This window comes from Metasolibacillus fluoroglycofenilyticus, from assembly GCF_003049645.1.
GTDB lineage: Bacteria > Bacillota > Bacilli > Bacillales_A > Planococcaceae > Metasolibacillus > Metasolibacillus fluoroglycofenilyticus.
This window is the reverse complement of sequence record NZ_PYWK01000002.1, coordinates 247583-267682: the sequence shown is the minus strand read 5'-3', so window position 1 is coordinate 267682 and position 20100 is coordinate 247583. Positions and strand designations below refer to the sequence as shown.

At 36.4% G+C, this 20100-nt stretch carries 20 protein-coding genes, 1 other RNA gene and 2 pseudogenes; 20 read left to right on the top strand and 3 right to left on the bottom strand.

What is annotated here, in order from left to right:
* Window positions 1-64 precede the first annotated feature (64 nt).
* From C9J36_RS11830 to C9J36_RS11820, 3 genes are read right to left on the bottom strand one after another with little or no spacing between them, the layout of a single operon-like run.
* Window positions 65-646 carry a PepSY domain-containing protein gene (locus tag C9J36_RS11830; protein WP_107943265.1) on the bottom strand — a complete coding sequence of 194 codons (582 nt, stop codon included), beginning with the start codon at window positions 644-646 and terminating at the stop codon, window positions 65-67.
* A complete protein-coding gene (locus C9J36_RS11825; RefSeq protein ID WP_235616063.1) occupies window positions 639-1985 on the bottom strand; it encodes a sensor histidine kinase in 1347 nt (448 codons plus the stop codon). The genes C9J36_RS11830 and C9J36_RS11825 overlap by 8 nt, the downstream gene beginning before the upstream one ends.
* A complete protein-coding gene (locus C9J36_RS11820) occupies window positions 1972-2661 on the bottom strand; it encodes a response regulator transcription factor (protein WP_283234861.1) in 690 nt (229 codons plus the stop codon). The genes C9J36_RS11825 and C9J36_RS11820 overlap by 14 nt, the downstream gene beginning before the upstream one ends.
* Window positions 2662-3091: 430 nt before the next feature.
* Here C9J36_RS11820 and secG point away from each other — a divergent pair, with 430 nt between their 5' ends.
* The 20 genes and pseudogenes from secG (at window position 3092) to C9J36_RS11720 (ending at window position 20098) form a co-directional block, all read left to right on the top strand.
* Window positions 3092-3319, top strand: coding sequence for a preprotein translocase subunit SecG (gene secG / locus C9J36_RS11815; RefSeq protein WP_066167045.1), 228 nt, complete (start codon window positions 3092-3094; stop codon window positions 3317-3319).
* A 241-nt stretch (window positions 3320-3560) separates the two neighbouring features.
* Complete coding sequence (locus C9J36_RS11810) at window positions 3561-4310, top strand: alpha/beta hydrolase (RefSeq protein ID WP_107943263.1); 750 nt, start codon at window positions 3561-3563, stop codon at window positions 4308-4310.
* Between the two features lie 37 nt (window positions 4311-4347).
* Window positions 4348-6738 carry a ribonuclease R gene (gene rnr, locus C9J36_RS11805; RefSeq protein WP_107943262.1) on the top strand — a complete coding sequence of 797 codons (2391 nt, stop codon included), beginning with the start codon at window positions 4348-4350 and terminating at the stop codon, window positions 6736-6738.
* Window positions 6739-6834: 96 nt separating this feature from the next.
* Window positions 6835-7299: an SsrA-binding protein SmpB gene (smpB, locus tag C9J36_RS11800; protein WP_066167037.1), complete on the top strand. Its 465-nt coding sequence runs from the start codon at window positions 6835-6837 to the stop codon at window positions 7297-7299.
* Window positions 7300-7624: 325 nt separating this feature from the next.
* Window positions 7625-7982: a transfer-messenger RNA gene (gene ssrA, locus C9J36_RS11795) on the top strand.
* Between the two features lie 258 nt (window positions 7983-8240).
* Window positions 8241-8711 carry a transposase family protein gene (locus C9J36_RS17720; protein WP_107943261.1) on the top strand — a complete coding sequence of 157 codons (471 nt, stop codon included), beginning with the start codon at window positions 8241-8243 and terminating at the stop codon, window positions 8709-8711.
* On the top strand, window positions 8665-8931 hold the full coding sequence (locus tag C9J36_RS17715; RefSeq protein WP_107943329.1) for a transposase: 267 nt from the start codon (window positions 8665-8667) through the stop codon (window positions 8929-8931). Before C9J36_RS17720 ends, C9J36_RS17715 begins: the two co-directional genes overlap by 47 nt.
* Window positions 8915-9604 carry an IS66 family transposase gene (gene tnpC, locus C9J36_RS11780; RefSeq protein WP_161956416.1) on the top strand — a complete coding sequence of 230 codons (690 nt, stop codon included), beginning with the start codon at window positions 8915-8917 and terminating at the stop codon, window positions 9602-9604. The genes C9J36_RS17715 and tnpC overlap by 17 nt, the downstream gene beginning before the upstream one ends.
* A gap of 40 nt (window positions 9605-9644) precedes the next feature.
* Window positions 9645-9938, top strand: coding sequence for a hypothetical protein (locus tag C9J36_RS11775; protein ID WP_107943259.1), 294 nt, complete (start codon window positions 9645-9647; stop codon window positions 9936-9938).
* Window positions 9935-10150: a hypothetical protein gene (locus tag C9J36_RS11770; protein ID WP_107943258.1), complete on the top strand. Its 216-nt coding sequence runs from the start codon at window positions 9935-9937 to the stop codon at window positions 10148-10150. Before C9J36_RS11775 ends, C9J36_RS11770 begins: the two co-directional genes overlap by 4 nt.
* Before the next feature lie 70 nt (window positions 10151-10220).
* Window positions 10221-10466: pseudogene (locus C9J36_RS11765) on the top strand (HNH/ENDO VII family nuclease); the annotation flags it as partial.
* Window positions 10466-10852: an SMI1/KNR4 family protein gene (locus C9J36_RS11760; protein ID WP_107943256.1), complete on the top strand. Its 387-nt coding sequence runs from the start codon at window positions 10466-10468 to the stop codon at window positions 10850-10852. The pseudogene C9J36_RS11765 and the gene C9J36_RS11760, both read left to right, overlap by 1 nt.
* A 142-nt stretch (window positions 10853-10994) precedes the next feature.
* On the top strand, window positions 10995-12974 hold the full coding sequence (locus C9J36_RS11755; protein WP_107943255.1) for a DUF262 domain-containing protein: 1980 nt from the start codon (window positions 10995-10997) through the stop codon (window positions 12972-12974).
* 65 nt (window positions 12975-13039) lie between these two features.
* Complete coding sequence (locus tag C9J36_RS11750) at window positions 13040-13681, top strand: hypothetical protein (RefSeq protein WP_107943254.1); 642 nt, start codon at window positions 13040-13042, stop codon at window positions 13679-13681.
* Window positions 13681-14901 carry an adenine nucleotide alpha hydrolase family protein gene (locus C9J36_RS11745; protein ID WP_107943253.1) on the top strand — a complete coding sequence of 407 codons (1221 nt, stop codon included), beginning with the start codon at window positions 13681-13683 and terminating at the stop codon, window positions 14899-14901. The genes C9J36_RS11750 and C9J36_RS11745 overlap by 1 nt, the downstream gene beginning before the upstream one ends.
* The gene (locus tag C9J36_RS11740; protein WP_107943252.1) at window positions 14870-15598 is read left to right on the top strand and encodes a TatD family hydrolase; all 729 of its coding nucleotides are present in this window, start codon (window positions 14870-14872) and stop codon (window positions 15596-15598) included. Before C9J36_RS11745 ends, C9J36_RS11740 begins: the two co-directional genes overlap by 32 nt.
* A 331-nt stretch (window positions 15599-15929) precedes the next feature.
* A complete protein-coding gene (locus C9J36_RS11735) occupies window positions 15930-16172 on the top strand; it encodes a hypothetical protein (RefSeq protein WP_107943251.1) in 243 nt (80 codons plus the stop codon).
* Window positions 16173-16637: 465 nt separating this feature from the next.
* The gene (locus C9J36_RS11730; protein WP_107943250.1) at window positions 16638-17117 is read left to right on the top strand and encodes a reverse transcriptase domain-containing protein; all 480 of its coding nucleotides are present in this window, start codon (window positions 16638-16640) and stop codon (window positions 17115-17117) included.
* 299 nt (window positions 17118-17416) lie between these two features.
* Window positions 17417-17506 (top strand): annotated as a pseudogene (locus C9J36_RS17710) (hypothetical protein); the annotation flags it as partial.
* A 525-nt stretch (window positions 17507-18031) separates the two neighbouring features.
* On the top strand, window positions 18032-20098 hold the full coding sequence (locus tag C9J36_RS11720) for an ATP-dependent nuclease (protein WP_235616062.1): 2067 nt from the start codon (window positions 18032-18034) through the stop codon (window positions 20096-20098).
* Window positions 20099-20100: the final 2 nt, after the last annotated feature.

Sequence of the window (20100 nt, the reverse complement as noted above, 5' to 3'; positions counted from 1 at the left end):
TAGCTTAATTATAAAAAGTGAAAATGAGATGACTATTAGAGAAAGATTAGAATTTCATGAGAATTTAATCATCAAACTCTACAGATAGAATTTTTCCTGTAATTGCATGAATAATAAATGTCGTTTCATAATCACCATGCTCAATATCGATTTCATATATGCCCCCATCATCGGTCTTTTTAAAATCAACATTATCTACGACACCAGCCTGTTCCTTTAAGGCAATTTGGATAGCCTGCTGCTCGGAAATTAGGTAGTTTTTATTCTGATTATTATTTTGCTCAGGCTTTGCCGTTTGCTGCTCCGAAGGTTTTGACGCGCTTTCTTCCTCTGCTAAATTCTCTTGGGCAACCTCTTTATCATCAGTTTGTCCTACAAATTGATGTACTATTGCTAAATTGGAAGGACGACTATTTTCTAAGTTAATATTCACCTGATAGATGCCCTCTTGTGTTGCAAAGGAAACAACTGCAATATCCTCCTGCATGACAATTGATTTCACTTCACCCGCATAAAGCTTGTCGATATGAGCCTGCACATCCGCCTCACTTAACGGTTGCTTTTGGTTAACACTATTTAACCGAGTAAATAATACGTAACTAATGATACATGTAGCAATCAGTATTATAATCATTTTCTTATTCACGTATTATCACTTCCTTAGCTGAAATTGTAATAGTTGTACCAACACCAACTGTACTGTTAACTTCTATATCAAGATTGAGTAAATCTGCAAGCTCTTTGGCAATTGCTAAGCCGAGCCCCGTACCACCAGTTTTGCGACTACGTGCTTTATCAACACGATAAAAGCGTTCGAATAAATGTGGCAAATCTTTTTTGGGGATGCCTTGACCCTCATCTTGAATAATTATTTGCTTTGTAGGCTTCATCGTAATGATTATTGGCTGCTCACTATATTTTCGGGCATTATCAACGAAAATAAAGAGAAGCTGTTTTAATTTTACTGCATCTGTTGTCAATATAAAGTTCTGTCCCTGTATGCGAACTTCACGTGCATAAGCCTGCTGCATCGTCGCTGTGATTTCCTGTAACAGTGGCTCTATATGTGTAGTAGCTAAATTAATCTCGATAGTTTCATTGACAGAGGCAAGCTGTAGCATTTGTGTAATCATATCCTGCATATTCGCAGTTTCCTTTGTAATCGCAGTTAAAGCCTCATAAGCAACTTGCTCATTTTGAAAGCCACGACGTTGTAACAGCTTTGCGTAGCTTTCGATAACAGTTAGCGGTGTTTTCAGCTCATGTGAGGCATTGCCAACAAATTGTTGCTGCTTCATATAGTTGTCCTCTAAACGATGCATCAAGGCATTATAGGTAGTCGTCATTTCAGCAATCTCATCTTTTTTATTTTCCTTTAAAGGTAGCTGCTCATAGCGATTTGTCTTAATATTTTGTTGCATCGTTGTCGTTAGCTGCTGAATAGGCTTGGCAATCACTCCCGCTAAGACAGAGCTTGCTAAATAAATAGGTACAATGGCGATAAGTGCCATCGCAATTAAAATCCATTTTAACAACGCGATATTTTGCGCAATACCGTATAATGGTTCAACCAATTCTAGTGTAACAATCTCTCCGGTTGGCCAAAGTAGAGGGTAGTTCATCGAAATAACAGGCGTATCTTTCCAAGAGGAAATGGTATAATCAGCGCCCTTTTCTAATGTGAAAGGGATGCGCTCCACTGTTGTCGTTGCCTGCATATAAATAAGCTGCTTGTCATTTTCATCGACAATGCGCAAAGCACCATTAGATGGGATATAAGCACGTAGAAAGGAGCTAATATCTATGCTTGTATCCACTTTACTAATCGTACTCATTAATTCATCAGCACGATTTTGTAGCTGTGTATATTCCGTTTGAAAGGCGAACTGCTTGTAAACAAGAAAAATACTAGTAAAGCTCGTTGCCATAATAAGTAGCGTCAGCAATGTCGAAAATAAATTAATTTTCGTTTTAAGCTTCATCATTTACTACCTTCAATACATAGCCTATACCGCGTACAGTATGTATAAGCGATGTACCAGTTGCATCGATTTTTTGCCGCAAATATCGAACATAGACATCAACAACATTTGTATCACCATAATATTCATAGCCCCATACGGCATTTAAAATTTGCTCTCTACTTTGTACGTGCTGGGGATGCTTCAAAAAATGTACTAATAAATCGTATTCGCGCGGTGTTAAATGAATCGCTTGTCCTGCACGTACCACTTCTCGCGTTTGTTCATTCAGCGACAAATCCGCAAAGCATAGCTCATCCTGCTGCATTTGTGCCATAGGAGATACCCTTAACGCTGCCCGAATACGAGCGAGTAGTTCCTCGAAATCAAAGGGCTTTGTCACATAATCATTCGCACCTAAATCAAGACCCGTCACTTTATCTTGTACAAGCCCTTTTGCTGTTAATAAAATTACAGGTGTAATGTCCTTTTTACGAATGCGTTGTAACACTTCGAAGCCATTCATCTCTGGTAGCATGACATCAAGTAGCACTAAATCCCAATGCTCCTCGCGATACGCAATTAATCCTTCAGTTCCTGTATAAGCGGCTTTCGTTACGTAGCCTTCAAATTCAAGCTCCAGTTGCAGAACTCGTGCAATTTGCGGCTCATCCTCTATAATTAAAATTTTTTGCACGATTAGGACCTCCAATCTTATCATTATCCTAGTAGATAAAAAACATAGATGCAAGTAGGTTAAAATATCAGGTGTGTTGATTATGTAAATAATGTATATTAATTAGCGTATTTTATAGGGGAAATGCTTTTTTCATAGGCATACGCTCGTTGATTGGAGTGGAGGGGGCGACTCCATCGGGACAAAAGTGTAGGGAGGCTAAGGTCGCCACGTCCTGTGGCAACGCCTCCATGACCAACATCGTGTTGGCCCCGAGCTGAAAATCCATTTATTTCGGCGAATGCCGAAATAAATTAGTTGAAGCCGCCCCCCGAGGAAAGCGTCCCCCGCAACGGAAATCAACACGCCTGTTAAAATATTTCACATTGTCATACAGTGAAGCATTTGGTATAATGTAGTTTGTTGCAATGTTTGGGATGCAGGAGGTGGACGTATGCATACGTTATTATTAACTTTACTTATTATCGTTTCGATTGCTTTAATTGCTGCTGTATTATTACAATCAGGTAAAAGTGCAGGTTTATCAGGGGCCATCTCTGGTGGAGCAGAGCAACTTTTCGGCAAACAAAAAGCGCGTGGGATGGATTTAATTTTACATCGCACAACAATCGTTTTAGCTGTAATTTTCTTTCTTTTAGCATTAGCGATTACAAAAATTTAATTAGTATAAGACAAAACTGCCCTATAAGTGTGAAAGCTTATGAGGCAGTTTTTTTATTTCATTTGAGCAATTGAAAAGCCGATTGAATAGGGCAAGCGTCAATAAAATATGAGAAATCGCCAATAGAATCAAAAAAACTGTAAACAATAAAAGAAAAACTCGATTTTTCGCCATCATTGGTTGTTTTACTTTATAATGTAAAATAGACGGGTAATTGTTGAAAAGTATGGAGGTAAGACAAATGAAATTAACACAGCCAAAACCATTTTTCTTTCAAGCAGGGAAGCGAGCTGTATTGCTATTACATGGCTTTACTGGTACTTCCGCTGATGTACGCATGCTTGGGCGCTTTTTAGAAAAAAGAGGCTACACTTCTCATGCGCCACATTATAGAGGGCATGGTGTGCCACCAGAGGAGCTACTCGTTTCGAATCCAAAGCAGTGGTGGCAGGATGTGCAGGACGGCTATCAATTTTTAAAGGAACAGGGCTATGAAGAAATAGCGGTTGCGGGACTATCCCTTGGAGGTGTTTTTTCATTAAAGCTGGCGATGAACTTCCCAGTAAAAGGTATCGTGACAATGTGTTCACCGATGACGATGCGCACATTAGATATTATGTTTGATGGTGTGCTAGACTATGCAAAACAATATAAAAAATATGAAGGAAAAGCTGACGAGCAAATCGAAATAGAATTGCAAGCAATTCGTCATCAGGGCATGCCGTCTTTAAAGGATTTGCAAGGGCTCGTTGACGATGTGTACCGCGAAATTGATATGATTTATGCACCGATTTTCGTCGTGCAAGCAACAAAAGATGACGTAATTAATCCAGATTCCGCGAATATGATTTACGAAGGTGTGGAATCCTTAAAGAAATCGATTAAATGGTATGACAATTCAGGACATGTCATTACGCTAGATAAAGAAAAGGAGCAACTGCATGAGGATGTGTACGCCTTTTTACAATCACTTGATTGGCATGTTGAATAATGGAAATAGAGATGTTTGTTAGTAGGGAGGGACAATGATGACGCAAAATAATGATTTACAACAGCGCTTGCTAGAGCTGATGAAAAAGCCTGAGTACAAGCCAATGACTGTTTCAGAAATTGAAGACACCTTTGAAATGATTGAAGCAGATGAATTTAAAGAGCTTGTAAAAACTTTAGTCAAAATGGAAGCACAGGGCTATATAGTGCGCTCGCGCTCCAATCGCTACGGTTTACCTGAGCGCATGAATTTATTACGCGGTCGCTTTATCGGACATGCAAAAGGTTTCGGCTTTGTAACGCCAGAGGAAGAAGGCATGGATGATATTTTTATCCCGCCATATGAAATTAATGGCGCGTTAAATGGCGATACCGTATTAGTTCGTGTGTTAAATGAATCAGCGGGAGACCGCCGTGAAGGAACGGTAACTAAAATTGTTGAGCGTAGCAAAACGACTTTTGTCGGCACATACCAAGCGAACCGTGGCTTTGGCTTCGTCATACCTGACGATAAAAAATTAAATATGGACATTTATGTTGCAAAAGAGGATACACTCGGCGCAGTAGATGGACATAAAGTCGTGGTGGAAGTAACATCATGGCCAGATGAAATCAAATCAGCTTCAGGCATGATTACGAAAATATTAGGCCATAAAAACGACCCAGGTGTCGATATTTTATCAATTCTTTATAAATATGATATTCCACCTGAATTTCCACGCGAAGTAGTAGATGCAGCAGGACAAGTACCTGACGAAGTGGCGGAGCAGGATTTAATTGGACGTCGCGACCTGCGCAATGAAACAATTGTAACGATTGATGGAGCGGATGCGAAGGATTTAGATGATGCCGTAACGGTAACGAAAAATGCGGACGGCACATACAAGCTAGGCGTACACATTGCCGATGTCAGTCATTATGTAACAGAGGGCTCACTTTTAGACCAAGAGGCATATGACCGTGCGACCTCTGTTTATTTAACAGACCGTGTTATCCCGATGATTCCGCACCGTCTATCAAATGGCATTTGCTCGCTTAACCCACAAGTAGACCGCTTAACGCTATCTTGTGAAATGATTATTGATGGTAGCGGTCAAGTTGTGCAACATGAAATTTTCCAGAGTGTAATTAACACGACCGAGCGTATGACTTATTCTGACGTTTATAAAATATTAGAGGAGCCAGATGAGCATCCAGAAGTAGTGACACGCTATGAGCAGCTTGTGCCGATGTTCCAGCAAATGGCGGAGCTTGCATCGATTTTACGCAGAAAACGCATGGGGCGCGGAGCTATCGACTTTGATTTCAAGGAGTCAAAGGTGCTAGTGGACGAGGAAGGCTGGCCAACTGATATTGTGTTACGTGAGCGCACAGTGGCGGAGCGCTTAATCGAGGAATTTATGCTTGCGGCAAACGAAACGATTGCAGAGCATTTCCACTGGATGGAGTTACCTTTCCTTTATCGTATACATGAGGACCCTAAGCCTGAAAAATTACAGCGCTTCTTCGAGTTTGTAACGAATTTTGGGTTAGTTGTTAAAGGAACAGGTAATTCAGTACATCCGAAGGCATTACAGGAAATTATTCGCTCAATTGAAGGTATGCCTGAGGAGCCTGTTATTTCAACGATGCTATTGCGCTCGTTACAGCAGGCAAAATATTATCCAGAATCGCTAGGGCATTTCGGCTTATCGACAGATTATTATACGCACTTCACATCGCCGATTCGCCGCTACCCAGATTTAATTGTGCATCGCTTAATTCGCACATACTTAATTAATGGCGATACATCGAAGGAAACGATATTGAAATGGCAGCAGGCAATGGATGAAATTGCTGACCATACGTCAGAGCGTGAGCGCCGTGCTGTTGAGGCAGAGCGCGACACCGACTCGCTGAAAAAGGCACAATTTATGTCTGATAAAATTGGTGAGGAATTTGTTGGTATGGTATCATCGTTAACAAACTTCGGCATGTTTGTGGAGCTACCAAATACGGTAGAGGGACTTGTCCATATTAGCAATATGACCGATGATTATTACCGTTTCGATGACCGCCATATGGTATTAATCGGTGAGCGCACAGGGCGTGGCTTCCATATTGGTGATGAAATAACAGTGCGTGTGGCAAACGTAGTCATCGAAGAATCCTCCATCGACTTTGAAGTTGTTGGCATGGTGACATCCTATGGTGGACGCTCACGCAAAGTTGTACCAAAGGTTATCCATGCAGGGCGCAGCGAAAAGAAACGTGGCGAACGCTCAGAACGACGCGACAACAGAAAGCGTAGCGACGAACGTCCAAGTCGCAGAAAAGGGAAAACAGATGAGCGTGACCCGCGCGGTCGCCGTAAAGACGGCAAAACAAAGGACAAACCAAAATTCTACGAGGGCATCGCCAAAAAAGGCAAAAAGAAAAAGAAAAGATAATAAAGGGGACCGCTAGCCGCGCTCACAATGCCGGCTAGCACAACTTGAGATGAGAAGGAGCTGCTTATTCGAGTAGCTCGCTGTGAGGTGTAACAAATGGCAAAAGGAACAGGCAAAGTCCTAGCCCAAAACAAAAAAGCAGGACATGATTATTTTATTGAAGAAACATACGAAGCAGGTCTTGTCCTAACAGGCACAGAAATCAAATCAATCCGTGCAGGCAAAGTCCAGCTAAAGGATTCACATATCCGCGTAAGGGGCGGCGAAGCATGGGTATACAACATGCATATCAGCCCATTCGACCAAGGCAACCGCTTCAACCACGACCCACTACGCAACCGCAAGCTACTATTGCACAAAAGACAAATTAACCAGCTAGTAGGCGCAGTCAAACGCGACGGCTACACAATCGTACCACTAAAAATGTACATTAAAGACGGCTACGCCAAACTGCTAATCGGTCTAGGCAAAGGGAAAAAAGACCACGACAAACGCGACGACCTCCGTAAAAAAGAAGCAAAGCGCGAAATGGAACGCGTCTTCAAGGACCGTCAGCGCTAAGGGATTGCGCGGAACCAGTCGTGCTGGCATTGGTGTTTTTTAAGGGATTTGTTTGGGGAGCGTGTGAGGGCTGGTTTTTGAAAGTGGAGGGGAAACAGTGAGAATGGCGGGGGAGTTTGATGAAAGTTTTAGCCGGAAAGAAAACGCTGCATCTAGATGTAAAATTAGGCAGCAAAAAATCAACGCTATCGCTTGCTGTTTGACTATCTTTGTCTTATAATAGGACTACAATGCCAGCGGGCAACTACTCATACGTTGCTCATTTTACAGCCTGCAACCAATTGCAAAGCTGTCCGTACACGGTTTACAAACCGAATAATTATTCGGGGGCGTTACGGATTCGACAGGGGTGGTTCAAGCTCTGGTCGCGCGTCGGAGGTCTCGGCTCCGTCATCAACGGAAGTTATATAATAACTGGCAAACAACAAAACTTAGCTTTCGCAGCGTAAGCTCGTAGGCGCTCTGCCTGTCCATCGCCCATGTGGACTACGTAGGGCTCAACTTTCAGTGGGATACGGTCTGGTGGTGCCGCTTGAGTCACCGACAAGAGATTCCCAAGCTAGCGTGCAGGACGCCTGTCTGTCGGCATAATGCCACGCGAACCGCAAATAGACAAACTACACGCGTAGAAGCCGGCGTATTGGAGCTTCTGGACGCGGGTTCGACTCCCGCCGTCTCCATACAGAGGAATCAAATGATTTCAAAAAAGACCGAAACCCTTGGTATATAAGGGTTTTGGTCTTTTTGCGTTTTAGCCGATTTTGTGCTGTGGCATTCAATTTGGGAGTCAAAATGTAAATTAAGCTTCTAATGAAAAATAACTTTAAAAAATGTAAGCCCGTAATTGTATATCGCAACCCAATAGTGGTTCTTACGCATAGTCAGTGAATGAGTACATACATCACTATCCGGGTATAGGATCTAAAAAGGACGTGTACCCCATGAATATATTCGAGCATCTGCTTCCCATCGACTCGCGGTTTGAATTAATTGGGCAAGATACGACAGCTACTCATATGCATTTCTATTTCCATTCAAGATCCCAATCTGCTTGTTGTACTAAATGTCAAGAAGTCAGTACGCGTAGACATAGTAGCACAAAAAGGAAAATTCGCGATTTACCGATTTCGGGGAAAGAAGTCTATTTGCATATTCGTTTGAATAAATGGTTTTGCCCGACTGCTACGTGCAGCACGACCATTTTTACGAAAACAATCAACGCTGCGCCAGCCTATCAGCGTAATACTGTGCGGGTAAACGAATGCCTACGCGAACTCGCTTTTCGATCGAATTGTGTCCAAGCTGCCAAGCTGAGTAAGAAGCTAAGTTTATCAGTTAGTCATGACACACTACCCCGTTTGATTTATCAAACGCCTATGCCCGAACAAACTTCTCCCTTTCCTTGCGATTGATGACTTTGCCTTTCGAAAAGGAGATTCTTACGGCACGATTATTTGTGATTTACGTACAAATCAACCGATTGCTTTATTAAAAGGGCGTGATACATCTACTGTCGTAAATTGGCTAGAAAAACAACCACCTATCTATGCCATCGCTCGGGATGGATCCAACTCTTATAAAACAGCAATTACTACTACTTCCCCCGGAAGGACCGGTGATTATTCTATTTGAACATGCATTAACGAGAAGTCGAACGGTACTAGAGAATTATTTGACTGGCTTTAAAGGCACCGTTGTTTGCGACGGTTATTCCGCCTATGATAAGTTACCTAATATTACATTTGCCAACTGTTGGGCACACGTTCGACGTTATTGGGGGAAAGTTGAAAGTAAGAACGGGCGTATTGGCTTGGTCTACTGTAATAAGCTTTATGCATTAGAACAAAAGTTCAGAGGACTATCACCGAAGCAACGGCAAAAAATGAGGTGGCGCTATGCAAGAAGGATACTTCGGAAGTTTTTTGGCTGGCTCGAAAAGTCACCGTTCTTTGGGAAAAATGCATTAGCTATAGCAACTGAGTATACGTTGAACAGAAGAAAAGAATTGAAAGCATTTTTGTATAATGGGCAAATTGAAATCGATAATAACCCAGCAAAAAATGCGATTCGTCCAACCGTGATTGGACGAAAAAATTGGCTTTTCTCTGTTAGTGAAGCGGGTGCCAAAGCCAACGCAATCTGTTTGAGTTTAGCTGAAACAGCAAAAGCAAATGGCATAGATTTCTATAAGTATCTCGTGAAGCTGTTTATGGATTTACCCAACTTACCCATACATCAACAACCAGAATTACTACAAGATTACATGTCTTGGGTGAAATCAATTCAAGCTGCGTGTGCTATATAAAAAGCCAGCTTTCTGAAAAAAACATCAGAAAGCTGGCCATTTGTCGTGCGTGCCATCAGGTGCGCTTATTTTTTTAATTCGGGCTTACGAAGTAGTTAGCGAGCTGTTAATTGAGAGAAATCAGATAAAACAATTACTTGAAGCCAATATAGAAGTCGAGTCAATTAATACTAAATTAATTGAGCATATTACTAAAAATACAATAGGGTTGAATTCAGAAATGAAGCTTGCTGTTGCACAATGCGTACTAAAATCTACAGCAAATGAAGGTTCTAAACATTTTGATGTTTATAAAAGCTGGATTCAAGCTATAAGGGGAGGGAAAATTCGATGAATGAGGTAATTAAATTTATTGAGGTACCTGTTCAAGAAAAATGGGTTACTACAGCTGGTAAAGAGTTGCTAGACGATTTAGATAAACCTCTATATACAGAATCTTTAGAGTCTCCACTTAAAGAATATCGTTCTTTAGAAGATAGCTTAAATGATGTTTCTAATGAAGAAAAAGAGATTTACAAAAATGCTAATTTAGAAGAAAGGAAATGACCATCCTTGTTTAGTAAAGCCAGATATTGATTAAGATGCTGTCGATAACAAAGGGTTAACTAATCTTGAAAGGATGCAGAAAGACAGACCGCCATTAGTGGAAGGTGAGCCGTTAGAACTGCATCATATCGATCAAAAAAGTGATGCATCACTAGCTGAATTAACTACGCAAGAGCATAGAGGTCCGGTTCAAGATGGTATCCTGCATGACAAAAAAGTAGAGTCTGAAATTGATCGTAATGAATTTAAAAAAGAACGTGAGCAGCATTGGAAAGATAGAGCGGAACAACTTCTTGCAGAAAGAGGGAATGAATAATGACATTTATTGAAGAAATTAAACAAAGTCATGCAGATATTTATAACGGTGTAAGTGATCAAGAAATTAGTGATACTGAACAAAAATTAGGAATGACTTTTCCTAAAACATATCGAGAAATTTTATCTGCATTTGGTAGTGTTGATATTGGTTCAGATGAAATATTCGGTTTAGGAGTAGAGGGATATTCAAATGTTGTGGAAACAACATTAAAAGAACGTGATTTAGCAAAGGGTGTATTAGATTCATTTATTGTCATTCAAGATTTGGGGATTGATGGGATATTAATTGTTGTAGATAAAAATGATAATGTATATGAATATAAAAATGGGGACTTTAAAAATTTATTGAGTTCTACGGCCGAGTATATTTTAAGTTTAATATAAGAATTTCAAAACAGAAGGTGTAATTATTCATCTTCTGTTTTCTGTATAATTAAGTGAAAAATATGGTAAAATATAATTATTGAAAAAGGTTCGTTTTAGGCAGGGTTATTTTAGCCCACACTATAAATTTGGAGTGATTTAAGTGAAAGCAAATGAAACAAATTTACAAGAAATAATTGAAGGTTCGAAACAATATATAATACCAATGTTTCAACGTACATATAGCTGGGATCAAAAGCAATGGTTAACTTTATGGGAAGATTTAATGGAGTTAGTTGATGAGGAGCAGCAATATGAAAATCACTTTATCGGATCAATCGTATCTATACCCGTAAATGCAAATCCTACGGGCGTCCAACAATTTGTAGTTATTGATGGCCAACAACGATTAACGACATTACTTGTCCTATTAAGTGTTATTCGTGACAAAGCAGAGGAAGAGGGCTTATCCGAATTAGCTGCTGAAATTAATGAAACGATGCTTGTGAATCGCTTTAAAAAGGGCGAAGAATACTTTAAATTACTACCAACACAAGTCGATAAAGACGTATTTAAAAGAATTATAAAAAATGAAGTTACAGCTGTAGATCAGAATAGTGGGCTTGTTAAAGGTTATAACTATTTCAAAAATAAACTCGATGATTCAACGATTGATGTAGAGCAGTTGAAGAATGGGGTTTTACATAATCTTTCATTAGTTAGTATTGTATTGTCTCCAGATGATAACCCTTATTTAGTATTTGAAAGCTTAAATGCAAAAGGACAACCTTTAACAGAAGCAGATTTAATAAGAAACTACTTATTTATGCGTATTGAAACATCAGAGCAAGAAGAAATGTATAAAGGCTATTGGTTGCCGATGCAAACAAATTTAGGAGATTCCTTAACGGAGTTCATCAGACATTTTTTAATGGGCGTAAATTTAAATGTTAAAAAGAAAGATGTTTATGTGAAATTAAAGCAGCAAGCAGATAAAGCAAATGTCATTGATTATTTGAAAGAGTTGGCTGTATTTGCAACATATTATGATAAATTACTACATCCAGAAAAAGAATCTAATGAAAAAATCCAATATTATTTAAAGCGAATTCAACAGTTTGAAGCACGTACTGCATTTCCATTTTTATTGTATGTTTATCGTGATTTTGATGTAAAGAAATACAATTTGGAACAATTCATTGAAATTTTATCGATTATTAATAATTTTATTGTTAGACGATATGTTTGCAATATCGAATCAAAACCATTAAATAAAATGTTTGGTTCTTTATACAATCAGTTAAAACCATATAGTGAAGCGGATTCTATTCAAGAATTAAAAGCATTTTTACAAGTGAGAGGTTACCCAAAGGATACAGAAGTACTTCATGAACTAAAACATTCGCCGCTATATGGAGGTGGAGATAAGCGAGAAAAATGTAAGTTTATTTTAAGTGTACTTGAAGAAACTTATGGTCATAAGGAAAAAGTAGATTTATCTAAGGCGACTCTCGAACATATCATGCCACAGACATTAACTGAGGCTTGGAAAAAAGAATTAGGTGCTAATTTCGAAGATGTTCATGAAAAGTATTTACATGTTATCGGAAATTTAACTCTAACTGGTTACAATTCAGAGCTATCCAACGAACCATTTGAAACGAAGAAAAAATATTACGGCAAGAGCAATTTTGAGTTAAATAAAGACCTTGTTAATTACAGTGCTTGGGATGAACAAGCAATTAATAATCGAGCGGAAAAATTATATGAAAGCTTCATTTTAGCATGGCCTTATTTTGGATTGGATAGCGTCAAAGGCAATGATGTAACCGGAAGCTCGCCACGTTTATTATTTATTGGTGATGAAACGATTAAGGTTAAGGTTTGGCGGGAGGTGCTAGAACATACTGTTATGTTTATTTATAAATACAAGCCAAATTACTATCAGGAATTGTTGCAAACAAGATCGCTGCTAATTTCAGTAGAAAAGAATACGGAAATGCGAAGCGCCAAGCAACTACCGAATGGACATTTTGTAGAAGCAAATTTCAGTGCGAAAAGTATCTACACGACATGTAAGAAATTATTTATTGATGCCGGATTTGATGCTGATGCGTGGGGTGTAGAGGTTGAAGTTAAGTAAAAATATTTGGTTCAATTATGTTTAGAAAAATATCGTTTTTTATCATATAGAAAAGGTGAGTGTTTATGGGAACTTCAAAAAGAAAGCTTAATAAAGCAATCAAGGAGATGCTTCATGATGTACCTGTCGAGAAAATTAACGATAAAACTCCTGATGTAACAAAGAAAATTCTTACTTTGAAAAGAATTAATTCTGAATTTTTAGAAGAGCCTACATTGAATAAATGCATAGGTATTATTTTTAATCAATTTGATGTATTAAGTACTGGGGGATTTAATGGGGTTTCAAAGGAAGAAATAAAAAATGACCCAATTACCATTGAACACTTTGTAAACCATATATTAGATTTAATAGATAGTGAGGATAATTTATTTGTAAATAAAGCTCTTTTGGAAAGAAGCTTTAAAATTACAATGACAGACTGTTTAAAAAATGAGGATTTGGATTTAAACAGTTTTATTAAAAAATTATTATTTAATGTAATTAAGCAAATACTGATAGGTGAGTTACATGATACATTGAAAGAAGTTTATGATGAACTAAATTACGAAGACATCGGCTTAATGGTTAATAATGTCTCAAATCAAATTATAGATAATGAAACGCAACGTAAAATCGAACAATATATAGCAAAAGAACTGGAATTCAAACAAGTACTAAAATCAGTTGTTGAAGCTGCTGGAAATGTGTCATTTGGTGAGTTCTAATGAAGAGTTTAGTAAATGAAAACTTACACCTTCAATTGATGCCGGATTTTGAAATCGAATATTCTAATAGCAATGATAAAACTATTGTTGATTTAATTACCGTAATGGGGGCAATTTATTGTGCTGATGTATCTGTAACAGCTAGGAAAACAAAGCTAGTTATTGAAATTCCAGTTTTTCAAGTGGAAGTTTGGCGGGATTTAACTGACAAAATTAAACATTTATTAAAATGGGTTTCTGATGAAGACTATCAAATTTCTTTTAGACTGTTTAATGAAGATTTAATGGAAAAAAAAGAAACACAGCTTAAATTGTCATTAGACAGTCCTAATAAACGAATTGTTAGTTTATTTTCAGGAGGATTAGATTCTTTAACTGGGGCGTATTATAATTTCAAAAATGAAATTTCTAGTGATTATATTGGATTTTTAAATAAACGTGAAGAAGCAACTAAACAAAGGCTCTTAGCTAATTTTTACAAGGAAAAATTGAATCCTACGCCGGATATAATTTTGATAGAAAAACCAGTTGATAAGAAACAACACTATACACAAGCAACCCGTTCATTACTCTATTTTTCTTTAGCGGTAGCTAAGGCATATTATAATCAATCTGATCAGGTTAACCTTTATGAAAATGGAGTATTAACATTAAATCCAAACCTTTATGGTAGATTTACAACAAAGACGACTCATCCTAAAACGATATTCGAATATAATAATCTATTATCGGAGTTAAATATCAATATACAAGTAAATCATCCGTTTATATATAAAACTAAAGGTGAGTCAATAAATGAAATGGATTTAGAATTTAAAAATGTAATTCAAGATTCGTTCACTTGCGGAGCGGGGAGATCAGATGTTCTTAAAGTACATGAAGGACAATGTGGAGTATGTATTCCTTGTATTTTGAGAAAAATTTCAATGGCTGCTTATGACAATGAACAATTTGATTGTTCGTATTACTTTGATTATGACGCTAAGAATTTTGAACCGGATTTATATTATTATGAATTTATTTCTAATATGCAATACTTTCAAAAATATGTGGAACTCATAAGAAACAATGAGATATTTGGTGAGTTAAATATTAAGCCAAGGTATTATGATGAGGCAGATTATTTAGTTAAAACGAATGGCATGCTAAATACGTTTGCTAAAGAATTTGAAAGGTATATGGAAAAGTATGACTTACATCGATACGCACGTGCATATTGATTTTTATCCTAATCCGTATGATTTGGCCTTAGAGTATGAAAAGAATAAAATTTACACAATGTTTGTAACCAATTTGCCTGAGTTATATGAGAAGCATCTGTCTACATTTTCAAACTTTAAATATATTAGACTTTGTTTAGGGTATCATCCACAAGTTTCAAATGAGTACGTGTTAAATAAAAAGCTTTTTGAAAAATATATTGCTACTACGAGATATGTTGGTGAGGTAGGACTAGATTTTTTTTCTGGAATAAGCGATAGAGAAAAAAGTATTCAAATAGAGGCTTTTCGTTACGTCACTAGTCCGAGTTTTAATAAAGGTCGAATATATACTATCCATAGTAAAGGTGCAGAGAGAGAAGTGCTGGATATTTTGCTTGAAAATGAAGTTAAACATGCTATTTTTCATTGGTATACGGGGAAGATTAGTGTTTTGAAGCAAGCTGTTGAAAAGGGGTACTATTTTTCTATAAATCCGAAAATGTTAATGACTAAAAATGGATTAAATATAATTGCTCATATTCCACTTAGACAAATGCTTTTTGAAACGGATGGACCGTTTGCTCGAATTAATCGAAAACCTATTTATCCAAAAGACATTCCTAATTTTTATACTTCTTTAAGTAAAGAAGTCGATGAATTTGAAAAAGTCTGTTTTTCTAATTTTAGGAGACTGTTGATTGAGAAGGATCTATAGTCCTTATTTGGTTACTAAATTTTATTTTTATGTTATATAATGGTATAATTAAAAAGTCCTGTGTAAATAGATGCAGGAGTGTTAAGTTTCACGCTTGTCAAGGTTATAAATATTTAGAACCTCAACAAGCAACCTAGTGATTTCTATTAAGAACAGCACAAGCTGGACTTCTGAATAGCTAGACAAACTTAGCAACATTGTAAATATCTCCATAAGGTAATTATAGTGTAGTGTTTTAAGAGTAACAAAGCCGTTTTATACGGAGCGTGTGGTCAGCAGAGCATCTGTCTTTGATAGATGACCCCAAATTAGGCTAGGAGGTTTTCCGGTTATGAACCAGGGTAATAGACTACATCAATTACATAACCTCTCTAGCTCTTCTATTATTGAATGGAAGAAGTACAAGACTAAAGGATATTTGCATTTTGATGAACGAATACATATAGGGCATATGAAAGCTAATCTTTTGAATGAGGATTGGGTTGCTTCATATGCTTTTTTACCATTTATACATTTTGAAATGAATTTTAAACGGTTTGTGACGGTTAAAGAAATTGATGATCGGGGCAAGTAACTAAAAGAAAAGAACGAGGGAAACCTAAAAACGTAAAATTTTTTATGCTGCTCATAAGGATGGCTACATTTATAAATATTACGGAGACTTATTAAACAATGCTTATAAAAGATATGCAGCTGACAATCATATTGATGATAGTGTAATAGCATATCGTAATAATAAACTAGGTAAAAATAATATTGATTTTGCGTTTGAGGTATTCAATCATCTATTTAAATTAGAAAATGCAGTTGTCATCTCTAGTGATTTTACTAAGTATTTTGATAATATTTCATATAAAACATTGAAGCAGAATATAAGAAGGGTTTTGGTGTAGAAATCTTAAAACGAGATTGGTATCAAGTGTTTAAGAACCTTACATAATTTACTTATGTAAATAGAGAAGAAATTGATAAGTTTTTAGAAGCGAAGTATGGAAGAACATTAAATAAAAAAATCAAGACATATGAAATTAATCGAATTATGACTTCAAATGAATTTAGGGAATTTAAAAAGGATTATTTAAAACCAAACCCTAACTCAGATTCTTATGGCATTCCACAAGGATCAAGTATGAGCGCAGTTTGCTCTAATGTGCATTTAATTGATTTTGATAAAGAAATAAGCGAGTGGTGCAAGAAAAAGTCCGCTAATTCAATGTATAGACGGTATTGTGATGACTTGATTGTAATTATTCCTATTGAAAATCAAAATAAAGGTGAATTCGCAACAATCCTAAATAAATTAATTGGAATCATTGATAAATATAAAAGTGATGGTTTAGATGTGCAACCTGAAAAAACAGAAATACGATTATGGAATGGTAACAATATACTAGATGAGCAATTACAGCCATCTAAATTAGATTACTTAGGGTTTGTGACCGATGGACAGATGATTCAATTAAGGAAAAAAGCCTTTTCAATTATTACACCAGAGCATATCGCAAAGCCAAAACAGTAAAACGTATCGAATATGCTACAGGACGGTCAGGATCAAAAAGGTCTTTGTATGATTTATATACGCATCTTGGATTTGAATATAAAAAGCGAGGAAATTTTGTTACCTATGCATATAAAGCACATAAGAAAATGTGTCAGCTGCCAGTGAAGAGCCTGATTAAGAAACAGGTTAAGAGGCATTGGGGGAAGGTACATAGAAGGTTACTTTGAATTTAGACAAATTAGATTAACTAAATTAAAAAAATAGGTAATTACTGAAATTATATCTACTTTAGATAATTTCATTGTGAGCGTCATGCCAAATATCTTTATGTAATCGGAAATTTAACATTGAGTGGATATAATTCAGAGCTGCCGAACGAATCTTTTTCAACAAAGAAAAAACTATAGTAAAAGCAATTTTGAATTGAACAAAGATTTAGTTAAGTATAGCTATTGGAACGAACGAGCAAGCAATAATTTAAAGAACAGAAAAGCTATTTGAAAAATTAATTTCTGCTCGGCCTAATTTTGACCTTGCAGATGTTAAAGATAATGATGTCATGGGTAGCACGCCGCGCTTATTATTTATAGGTGATGAGACTATTAAGGTGAAGGTTTGGAAAGAAGTATTAGCACATAGAATTATGTTCATTTACAACGTAATTTTACCTACTACCAGGAACTTTTAAATACAATTAATTTCTGTAGAAAAATCTAGGTATGCGTAGCGCTAAGCAACTACCAAACGGTTATTAATTAGAAGCGAATTTTAGTACGGAAAGTATATATGACTTGTAAAAAATTCTACATCTATGCAGGGTTTGCTGCTGATACATGGGATTTAGAAGTCGAAGTGGAATAAGGGGAAAAATGGGAATAGATCAATTCCTGCAACTTCTGTATTTTACAATTGAAATAGGAGCCATGCCTTAATTGAAATCAATAAAATGTAAAGAGAAAGGGATTTGTATGAAATTAACTAAACTAGTATTAAATAATTACCGCAGTTTTGGACCAACTGACACAATAATTCATATTTCAGATTTAACAGCCTTTATAGGTCATAACAGTTCAGGAAAAACTACTGTATTGAGTGCGCTGCAAAAGATGTTTGGAAACTCTAAAATAACTAAATCTGATTTTCATATTCCTTTAGATAAAACTTCAGAAGAAATTATGGAAAATAAATTTTACATAGAAGCTCACTTTGAATTTTTTGATGAGGATGGTGAAGGGGCAGAAGAGGATGATTATGGAATTGCTCAATATTTTGAAAGCTTTAGAGTAGAACAACCCGGTGGAAATCCATATATTGTTATACGTTTAGATGCGAGTTATGAAAAAGGAAGTTCTCCCGAAGGAATAATCGATTATAAGTTCCATTATGTTGTGAATAGAGGGGAAGACGGACTTAAACCAATTTCAGCTCATGATAGAGATAAGATACAAGTTATTTATATTCCAGCAGTTAGAAATCCATCTGAACAATTGAAAAATGCTACTGGGACGATATTATGGAGAATTCTAACCCAAATAAATTGGAAAGACTCTGATAAAGAAAATATAAATGCTAAAATCCGCGAACTAGATGAGGAAGTAGCAAATCAATCTGGAGTATCAAGAGTAAAAGATATAATTTCTACTCAATGGAAAAATTATCATAATGATCATAGATACAATATAGCTAATATAAAGTTTGGTAGTAGTGATTTGGAAAATATATTAAAAAAGTTAGAAGTAGAATTTACTCCGACACATACAGAAAAAGCATTTAAGGTAGATGAACTAGGTGATGGATTAAAATCTCTATTTTATTTAACGTTAATAGACTCTCTATTAGAATTAGAAAAAGAAGCAATAATGGAAATAAAGACTAGAGTTGCTGAAGATGAACGAATATTAAATATTGATCCACCGGCATTAACGCTTATATTAGTTGAAGAGCCAGAAAATCATGTGAGTCCACATCTTTTAGGTAAGGTTATAAAAAAATTAAATAATATACGTAGTAGAAATAATTCTCAAGTAATGTTAACTTCTCATAGCCCATCTATTATTAAACGTATTGATCCTACAGAAATACGTCATTTAAGAGTTGAAAATGGGACAACTATTGCAAAGGAAATTACTTTACCTGACAAACAGGATGAATCCTATAAATATGTTAAAGAAGCGATTAAAGCTTATCCAGAATTGTATTTTTCATCATTAGTTGTATTAGGAGAAGGCGATAGTGAGGAAATTTTAATACCAAAATTCCTTAGTTTATATATGGATCACTTAGACACAGTTGGTATATCTGTAGTTCCTTTAGGCGGTCGACATGTAAATCATTTTTGGAAACTTTTAAATCAATTAAAAATACCCAATATTACATTATTAGATTTAGATAGAGAAAGAGAAGGAGGTGGTATGGGAAGAGTTAAATATGCTATTAAGCAACTTATTAAGAATGGTGTTAATAGTAGTGAAATTTTAGCTCTTAAAGGCGGAGGAATATTGTCTGATGAAGATTTTGAAAAGATGCATCAATGGAGTGATGATGTTATCGATTCCTGGACAACAATGCTTGAAAAATATAATGTGTACTTCTCATCCCCATTAGATATCGATTTCTTAATGTTAGAAAGATTTCTAGATGCTTATTTAGAGACTTTAGAAACAAATGAAGGACCAGTAATTCAAATAGATAAGGACCAGAAGCAAAAGCGAATTCATGAATTAAATGAAGCGGAAAAGCAAACTTTAGCTTACCAAGAAAGAATTGAAAGTGATGTTAAGAGGGCCTTAAAGAAAAACGGTGGAGATGGGCAAACTTATACTAAAGAGCAAAAGGAATTAATGATCTGGTATAGTTATTTCTTCCTGACAAGAGGGAAGCCTGTGACCCACTTGCAAGCACTAAATAATTTAAATGATGATGTATTAAAAGCTAATTCTCCGGATGTATTTATAAGATTAGCTCAGAAAGTGCAGTTACTCCTAAATATTGAGGATTGATA

Coding starts and splice junctions, on each gene's coding strand:
- C9J36_RS11750 (WP_107943254.1), top strand. CDS start 13,040: ATGGGAACTTCAAAAAGAAAGCTTAATAAAGCAATCAAGGAGATGCTT.
- C9J36_RS11735 (WP_107943251.1), top strand. CDS start 15,930: ATGAACCAGGGTAATAGACTACATCAATTACATAACCTCTCTAGCTCT.
- secG (WP_066167045.1), top strand. CDS start 3,092: ATGCATACGTTATTATTAACTTTACTTATTATCGTTTCGATTGCTTTA.
- rnr (WP_107943262.1), top strand. CDS start 4,348: ATGACGCAAAATAATGATTTACAACAGCGCTTGCTAGAGCTGATGAAA.
- C9J36_RS11740 (WP_107943252.1), top strand. CDS start 14,870: ATGACTTACATCGATACGCACGTGCATATTGATTTTTATCCTAATCCG.
- C9J36_RS11770 (WP_107943258.1), top strand. CDS start 9,935: ATGAATGAGGTAATTAAATTTATTGAGGTACCTGTTCAAGAAAAATGG.
- C9J36_RS11745 (WP_107943253.1), top strand. CDS start 13,681: ATGAAGAGTTTAGTAAATGAAAACTTACACCTTCAATTGATGCCGGAT.
- C9J36_RS11730 (WP_107943250.1), top strand. CDS start 16,638: ATGACTTCAAATGAATTTAGGGAATTTAAAAAGGATTATTTAAAACCA.
- C9J36_RS11825 (WP_235616063.1), bottom strand. CDS start 1,985: ATGATGAAGCTTAAAACGAAAATTAATTTATTTTCGACATTGCTGACG.
- C9J36_RS17720 (WP_107943261.1), top strand. CDS start 8,241: ATGAATATATTCGAGCATCTGCTTCCCATCGACTCGCGGTTTGAATTA.
- C9J36_RS11810 (WP_107943263.1), top strand. CDS start 3,561: ATGAAATTAACACAGCCAAAACCATTTTTCTTTCAAGCAGGGAAGCGA.
- C9J36_RS11760 (WP_107943256.1), top strand. CDS start 10,466: ATGACATTTATTGAAGAAATTAAACAAAGTCATGCAGATATTTATAAC.
- smpB (WP_066167037.1), top strand. CDS start 6,835: ATGGCAAAAGGAACAGGCAAAGTCCTAGCCCAAAACAAAAAAGCAGGA.